This is a genomic window from Myxococcus sp. AB025B (genome assembly GCF_006518215.1).
Lineage (GTDB): Bacteria > Myxococcota > Myxococcia > Myxococcales > Myxococcaceae > Myxococcus > Myxococcus fulvus.
The window spans coordinates 61,886-68,448 of the sequence record NZ_SRLW01000010.1; the positions used below are offsets into that span (position 1 = coordinate 61,886).

At 69.3% G+C, this 6,563-nt stretch carries 5 protein-coding genes; 2 read left to right on the top strand and 3 right to left on the bottom strand.

The annotated features are described in order from the left end of the window. The first annotated feature begins 238 nt into the window (after window positions 1-238). On the top strand, window positions 239-1,789 hold the full coding sequence (locus FL311_RS03260) for a serine/threonine-protein kinase (protein WP_194869035.1): 1,551 nt from the start codon (window positions 239-241) through the stop codon (window positions 1,787-1,789). A 235-nt stretch (window positions 1,790-2,024) separates the two neighbouring features. Here FL311_RS03260 and FL311_RS03265 read toward each other — a convergent pair whose 3' ends face one another. From FL311_RS03265 to FL311_RS03275, 3 genes are read right to left on the bottom strand one after another with little or no spacing between them, the layout of a single operon-like run. Continuing rightward, window positions 2,025-3,134, bottom strand: a complete 1,110-nt coding sequence (locus tag FL311_RS03265; RefSeq protein ID WP_141323400.1) for a glycosyltransferase family 1 protein — start codon at window positions 3,132-3,134, stop codon at window positions 2,025-2,027. Window positions 3,135-3,160: 26 nt separating this feature from the next. Beyond that, window positions 3,161-4,303 (bottom strand): glycosyltransferase, encoded by a 1,143-nt coding sequence (locus FL311_RS03270; protein WP_141323391.1) that lies wholly within the window; start codon window positions 4,301-4,303, stop codon window positions 3,161-3,163. A 3-nt stretch (window positions 4,304-4,306) separates the two neighbouring features. After that, window positions 4,307-4,975 carry a bifunctional 2-polyprenyl-6-hydroxyphenol methylase/3-demethylubiquinol 3-O-methyltransferase UbiG gene (locus FL311_RS03275; protein ID WP_141323392.1) on the bottom strand — a complete coding sequence of 223 codons (669 nt, stop codon included), beginning with the start codon at window positions 4,973-4,975 and terminating at the stop codon, window positions 4,307-4,309. 235 nt (window positions 4,976-5,210) lie between these two features. Here FL311_RS03275 and FL311_RS03280 point away from each other — a divergent pair. After that, on the top strand, window positions 5,211-6,563 hold a 1,353-nt coding region (locus FL311_RS03280), incomplete at its 3' end, for an oligosaccharide flippase family protein (protein WP_141323393.1).

Genomic DNA, 6,563 nt, shown 5'->3' on the forward strand with positions numbered 1-6,563 from the left:
GATGTCGAGCGTGACTGCACCCCTGGGTCGCAGTCCGTCAAGGACTCAAGGGGATGCAGCGATGTCTTGGAAGTGAAATCAAGCCAGAGAAGTGAATCCAGAAAAGTGTTTTCCGAGTCGTTGGGAGACCCGAGGGTGAGATGGCTTCCGGCCTGCTTGCCGGGCCATGATGCGAGCGACGATGAGTCCTGCGCGTAAATGTCCTCGCTGTGGTGCGAACCACAGGCCGGGAGTGACGGTGTGCCCGCGCGAGGTCTTTCGTGCGGGTGTCGCCGCTGGCGCGGGGGCGTACCGCTCCGAGTCGCGTGACGACACGGACGAGGCCACGTTCAAGCGCGGCCGGCAGACGCGCACGGAGGTCGTGCGGCCACTGGTGGCGAAGGCTCCCGCGGGCGACATGACGTGGGAGGACTCCGTCACGCGCGACGTGCTCGTGGGCACGAAGGTGGGCGACTACCTCATCAAGCGCCGCATCGGCCACGGCGGCATGGGCATCGTCTACGAGGGCGAGCACGCCGTCATCGGTCGCAAGGTGGCCGTCAAGGTGATCCGCCCGGACTACGTCGAGGGTGGTCGCGCGAGAGATTTGGCCACGGAGGCGCGCTCGGCGGCGGCCATCCGTCATCGCGGCATCATCGACATCTTCGGCTTCGGCACCATCCCCGACGTGGGCCAGTACCTGGTGATGGAGTACCTGGACGGTGCTCCGTTGGATGAGGTGCTGCTCCAGCGCGCGCCGATGCTGGAGGTGGAGGTCATCCGCATCCTCGACGCGCTGTTGAGCGCGCTGGGCGCGGCGCACGGCGTGGGCGTCATCCACCGGGACCTCAAGCCCGGCAACGTGTTCCTGGTGCGTGAGGGAGATGGCTCGGAGTCGGTGAAGGTGCTCGACTTCGGCATCGCCAAGCGCAGCGAGGCGCCGTACGGGAGCACGCCGCAGACGCACGCCAACGCGCTGGTGGGGACGCCGGAGTACATCGCGCCGGAGCAGGCCTGTGGTCAGCAGGTGAGCCCGCAGACGGACCTGTACGCGGTGGGGGTGATGGCCTTCGAGATGCTCACGAAGCGGCTTCCCTTCGAGGGGGAGTCGGCGATGGGCATCGTGTTGCAGCATGTCCGCACGCCGCCGCCGCCCGTGTCGCGTTATCGGGAGGTGAATGCCTCGTTGGCGGCGCTGGTGGCGCGGCTGTTGGAGAAGGAGCCCTTGGCGCGGCCCGCGTCGGCGGAGGCGGTGCGTCGGGAGTTGAAGGGCATCCTCGCGAGCTTCTCGGAAGGGGCCACGCGGCTCTCCATGGCGCCGTTGCAGGCGCCTCCCAAGGCGAAGGTGCGGCGGGCGAGGATGCCTGAGCGTCGCGCTCCGGTCGCGGATTCGGACCAGCGCACGAACGTGGAGGCGCCCACGATGTTGCTGGAGCAGACGGCGTTGGACCACCGCACGGTGCGTCCTCGGCGTTCGCGCAAGTGGTGGATGGGTGGAGCGCTGGCGCTGGTGCTGGTGATCGGCGGCTGGGCGTTCCTGTCACAGGCGCGAGCGGCCTCCACGCGCCGTCAGTCGACTCAGGCGCTGGTGAGCGAGGCGCCAGGGACGGGCACAGTGGTGCTCAGGGTGAGCGGGCCTCCCTTGAGGGAGGTGCTCGTGAACGGGAAGAGTCACGGGGAGCGCTACGTGCTCGAGCTGCCCGAGGGCATCCATCGGCTGGAGGTGCGGGGCCGGGATGCCGCGACGACGTACAGTGGCTCGCTGGAGATTCACGCGGGCGCGTTCATCGAGCACCACGTCACGCTGTGAGCCAGGCCCTGGCTCCGTGGAGTGGGTGCTGATTCCGCGTGGAGGAGCCTGTCGAGCCCGCTCATCGTGCCAGCGATGCATCGTGGGGGGCTGATACGCGTTGAGTCGGACGCCTCCTCGTGTCGTCGGTGCTTCGTGGAATGGAGCGCCTCCGTGACGGCGGCGCGGAGACATGTCGAGCCTGTGTCAATGAGACGGTTCCTCATGGCTTCGCTACTGAGCGGTGCGTGCCTGCTCAACGCGGGAGGCGCTGATACGCGTCGAGGATGGTTCGCCCGTGAGCCTTCCACGTGAAGCGCGCCGCGCGGGAGAGGCGAGCGTGCAGAGCCGGCGGCGACAGTCTTCCGGAGAGCAGCGCGTCGACCGTCTCCGTCCACGCGGCGAGGTTGCCGACAGGGCAGTAGAGGCAGGTATCCGCGCCCACTTCGCGCAGCACGGGCAGGTCACTCGCCACCACGGGGACGCCGCAGGCGAGGGCCTCGATGAGGGGAAGGCCGAAGCCCTCGGCCTCGCTCGTGATGAGCACGGCCTTCGCACGTCGGTACATGCCCGCGAGCGTGGCGCGAGCCTGGAAGGGCGGCTGCACCAGCGCATCACCCATTCCCAGTCGCGCGACCTGCTCTCGCTGCGCCGCATTCAGCGCGCCACCTTGCTGGACGAGCCGCAGGTCCGGGTGCCGTGCGCGCAGCGCGGCGAACACCTCGAAGAGGACGTCCAGTCGCTTGCGTGGAATCGCGCTCCCGACGTGCAACAGATACGGCCGTCCACCGAGGGACGCGAGCACCTGTTCGCTCTGGTCTCCAGCGACGGGCTCGGGCCTGTACTCCGGCGAGGTTCCGAGTGGCGCCCAGACCAGGCGCGCGGGGTCGACGAGTCCGTGGGCGAGAAGCTCATCACGAACGGCCTGGGAGTTGTGGAAGACGATGGCGGCGCTCTCGAGACCACGGAGCTGTGCCCGTGCCAGGAGTCGGAACCACGCGGGCCGCTGCTCACGGTGTGGCTCCACGACGGAGCGAAACGCATCCAGGTCGTGACAGTAGACGCCCGTGCGCGAAGCCGGGAGCGAGTGGACGAGCTGGGCATAGCTGTGGTCCACGACATGGAAGGCGTCGAACCAGGGGCGCGAGAGCAGCGCCCGCGCCGGATAGAGCCCGAAGCGGGTCAGCAGCCGGTCCACATTGAACGCGGCGTTCCGCGCGCCCACTCCCGGCATCCGTCGCGCCACGGAGGGGATGGGTGGACGAAGCGCATGCGCGGAGACTTCGGAAGGGTGCGCAGCGAACTCCTCCAGGAGCGCCTCGCCCACCAGGTCCATGCTGTGCCATCCCTCCTCCCGAGGGTCCATCAGCACCGCGAGCTCGAGTGACGTCGTCACGAGCGACTCCCGATATCCGAGAGGAGCGTCTCCACGGTGTGCTCCAGCGCGAAGCGCTCCCGATACAGCCGAGCCGCGCGCTCACCGAGCGCCACGTGTTCCTCCGGCCGAGCGAGGAGCCGTTCGGCGACATCAATCATCGCACCGGGACTCGTATCCCCCGCGAGCGCGACGGCGCCCGACTCACGCCAGAGCGGCTCCGTCAGGAGTCCTGTCTGCGTGACGAGCGCGCGGCCCAGCGCAAGTCCCGCCATGGCGGACGTGCGTCGGGTGCTGACCCCATCCGGGTAGGGCTGGATCAACACGTCCATCGCGGACAGGTGGGCCGCGAGCGGTAGGGGCGCGAGGTCCTCGCGTGCGACGATTCGCGCGGCAAGACCGGGATGCTGCTCACCCAGCTCCCGCGCGACGCGATGACTGCCGCGGCCCAACAGCAGGAACCGCCGCCGCTCGTTCGTGCGCAGCAGTGACACGAGCACCGTTTCGAGCGGCCCTCGAATCGCGGCCCCATAGGTCCCGAAGTGACCCAACCAGGGCCCCGCGCCCAGCTCCTCGCGTACAGCGCGCACGAGTTCCTCGGGCACCTCGGTGGGCAGCGTGCTGGGAACCGGTCTCCATTCCGCGCGTCCACGAAGCGCGGAGGGCAGATGGTCCGCCCAGGTGGGAATGGAGACGAACATGCGCCGAGCATCCCGGGCCACCAGCCGCGCCATCACGCGCGTGACGCCCGCGAGCACTTGATGGCGGAAGGGTGAAGCCAGACTCCACGGGTAGACAATCTCGTGGAAGAACACCCAGCGCTCGTCCCGCACCCGCGAGGAGAACCAGGCGCAGAATGGCACATTCATCGCCTTCATCCCGAAGGCATGCGGCACGTACTGGAGCAGCAACCGCCGAGGCCCGGGACACCGGTCCAGCTCTCGTGTCAGCCGGACCAGGCCCGGCGGAGTGAAGATCCCGGGGATGCGGTGGACCGTGACGCCCTGCTCGTCGAGCGTGTCCGCATCACCGGGAGCCCAGACGTGGACCCGCTGACCTCGGAGCACGAGCCCCCGGGCGACGAGGGCCGTGTAATCACTGACGCCGCCGGGTTGGGGCGGATACTCACCCGTGAGCAGGTGCCACGTGGGGGCCTCCACGGCTCAGGAGGCCTCCATGTCGCGGACGGCGAAGAGCTGGAAGGCGAGCTGGGGAACACGCGTCGCCAGCGGCTCGGTGAGGATGGACAGGCGGCTGCCCAGGCGCGCGGGCCGGATGCGCGGCAGCGCGAAGTCTCCGCGCAGGGGCTTCAAGCCGCTCATGCCGGTGACACGGTAGCCGCGCAGCTCGAAGTCATAGACCTCCCAACCCGAGCGGTGCACCTGGTGCACGTTGTTGTCCCACTCGTCCTGCGGGAGGAAGCCGTTGGGCGTGAAGATGACGACGCGCTTGCGTGCGAGCGACTCCATCATCTCCAGCAGCCGATAGCCCTCGGGCTTGTCGAAGTGCTCGATGACGTCGAGCGCGATGACCGCGTCGAAGCTCTTGGGCGCGAAGTGCTGCCCCACCTGGAGCAGGTCGAGCTGGTGGTACTCCTGATGGATGCCGGCGGCGCGGCTGCGCTCGATGCTCGCGGTGTAGCCATCGACGCCGACGGTGCGCGAGAACTCGCGGGAGATGTGCTTCAGGGGCGAGCCCGAGCCACAGCCGATGTCGAGCACGCTGTCGCAGGTGCCCACGAGCGTCTCTCGCAGCGTGCGGTGGAACACCTCGTGCTCGGCGACGAGGACCTCGCGCTTGAGGAACTGGAAGAGGGATGGGCTCGGTGACATGGCGGGCGGACCGTAGCCTCGCGCCTTCCTGGGTGGCAACCACGAGTGCGGCACCCGGGCGACCGAGCGGGCCCTGGTCCTCTGGTGACCCACGCGGCACACGCGCGTGTCGCTTGTGAGGGGGGATGTGCCTCGCTAGCATCGAGCCCTCATTCGAGCCTCGAGCGCGGGTGGGTGCCGTCCACGTGGGCCGGCCTTCACTCCGCGGCCCGGAAGCAGACAGCCCCCCTTTGCGATGAATGCGACCGCGGCACCCCAGGTGGACACCGGCGAGGTCAAGGCCCGTGCCCTGAAGGGCATGGTCGTCCTCGTGCTGCGCACCGTGGCCTCGCAAGGGCTGCGGGTCATCAGCGCGCTGGCGCTCTCCCGGCTGCTGTTCCCCTCGGACTACGGCCTGTTCGGCATCGTCGCCTACGCCAGCTCGCTGGGTGTGTTCCTGGGCGACCTGGGCCTGAGCGCCGCGCTGGTGCGTCAGTCGCACGAGCCCACCCAGGACGAGACCTTCACCATCTTCTGGAGCCACCAGGCCCTCACCGCCGTCATCGTGGCCGCGGTGTGCGCGATGGCGCCCGTGCTCACCGAGGGCTACGCGCTGGGCGCGGAAGCCGTGCCCATGGTGTGGGCCATGGCGCTGGGGTTGTTCCTGTCCTCGCTGCGCGTGATTCCGTTGATGGCGTTGGAGCGGAAGCTCGCGTTCCCGACCATCGCGCGAGCGGAGCTGGTGGAGAACGTGGCGCAGGTGGCCGGCACCCTGGCCCTGGCGGCGGCGGGGATGGGGGCCTGGGCGTTGGTGGTGGGCTCGCTCATCCGAGGCGCCGTGGGGCTCGTCTGCATCGCCTGGGCGTCCCCGTGGCGTCCGCGCGGGACGTTCCGTTGGGAGGTGCTGAGGCGGCTGGTGGGCTTCGGGCTGGCCTTCCAGCTCCCGCCGTTGGTGGCGGCGCTGGTCGCGGGCTGGGTGCCCTTGGTGGTGGGGCAGGTGCTGGGCAAGGACGTGGTGGGGTTGGTGAACTGGGCCTGGTCGCTGGCCTCCACGCCGATGATGCTGAGCGTGGTCCTCAACCGCGTGGCCTTCCCCGCGTACTGCCGGATGCAGGACGACCCGAGCGGGTTCGCGGAGTATCTCAAGACGTCGCTCCGGCGGCTGTCCGCGGCGCTACTGCTGACGTTGCCGGTGGCGGTGCTGGGGATGCCGGTGTTGGTGCCGCTGTTCTTCGGTCAGCGCTGGATTGCCGCGGTGCCGCTGGTGCAGTGGTTCACGCTGGAGTGTCTGCTCATCACGCTCACGGGGCTGTTGGCCACGGCGCAGAACGCGGGTGGTCGGCCCTGGGAGCGCTTCGCGGTGGTGGTGGGCGTGGGCGTGGCGAAGTGGAGTCTCGGCACCTGGGCCATCCATCGCTGGGGGCTGGAGGGAATCGGCCCGGTAGGCCTGATGGTGTCGATGCTCGAGGTCGCGGTGACAGCGTGGCGGGTGTCGCACCTGAACCCGGGGCTGCGAGGGTTGATGTGGCAGGTGGTGGAGCCGCTGGTCTCGGTGGGGCTCCTGCTGGCGGTGTCGGCACTGGTGGCCTGGCGGTGGAGCCCCGAGGGG

What these genes read in the sequence shown, in the direction of transcription:
- FL311_RS03265 (WP_141323400.1), bottom strand. Translation starts at nt 3,134, where the DNA reads ATGGACCCTCGGGAGGAGGGATGGCACAGCATGGACCTGGTGGGCGAG.
- FL311_RS03275 (WP_141323392.1), bottom strand. Translation starts at nt 4,975, where the DNA reads ATGTCACCGAGCCCATCCCTCTTCCAGTTCCTCAAGCGCGAGGTCCTC.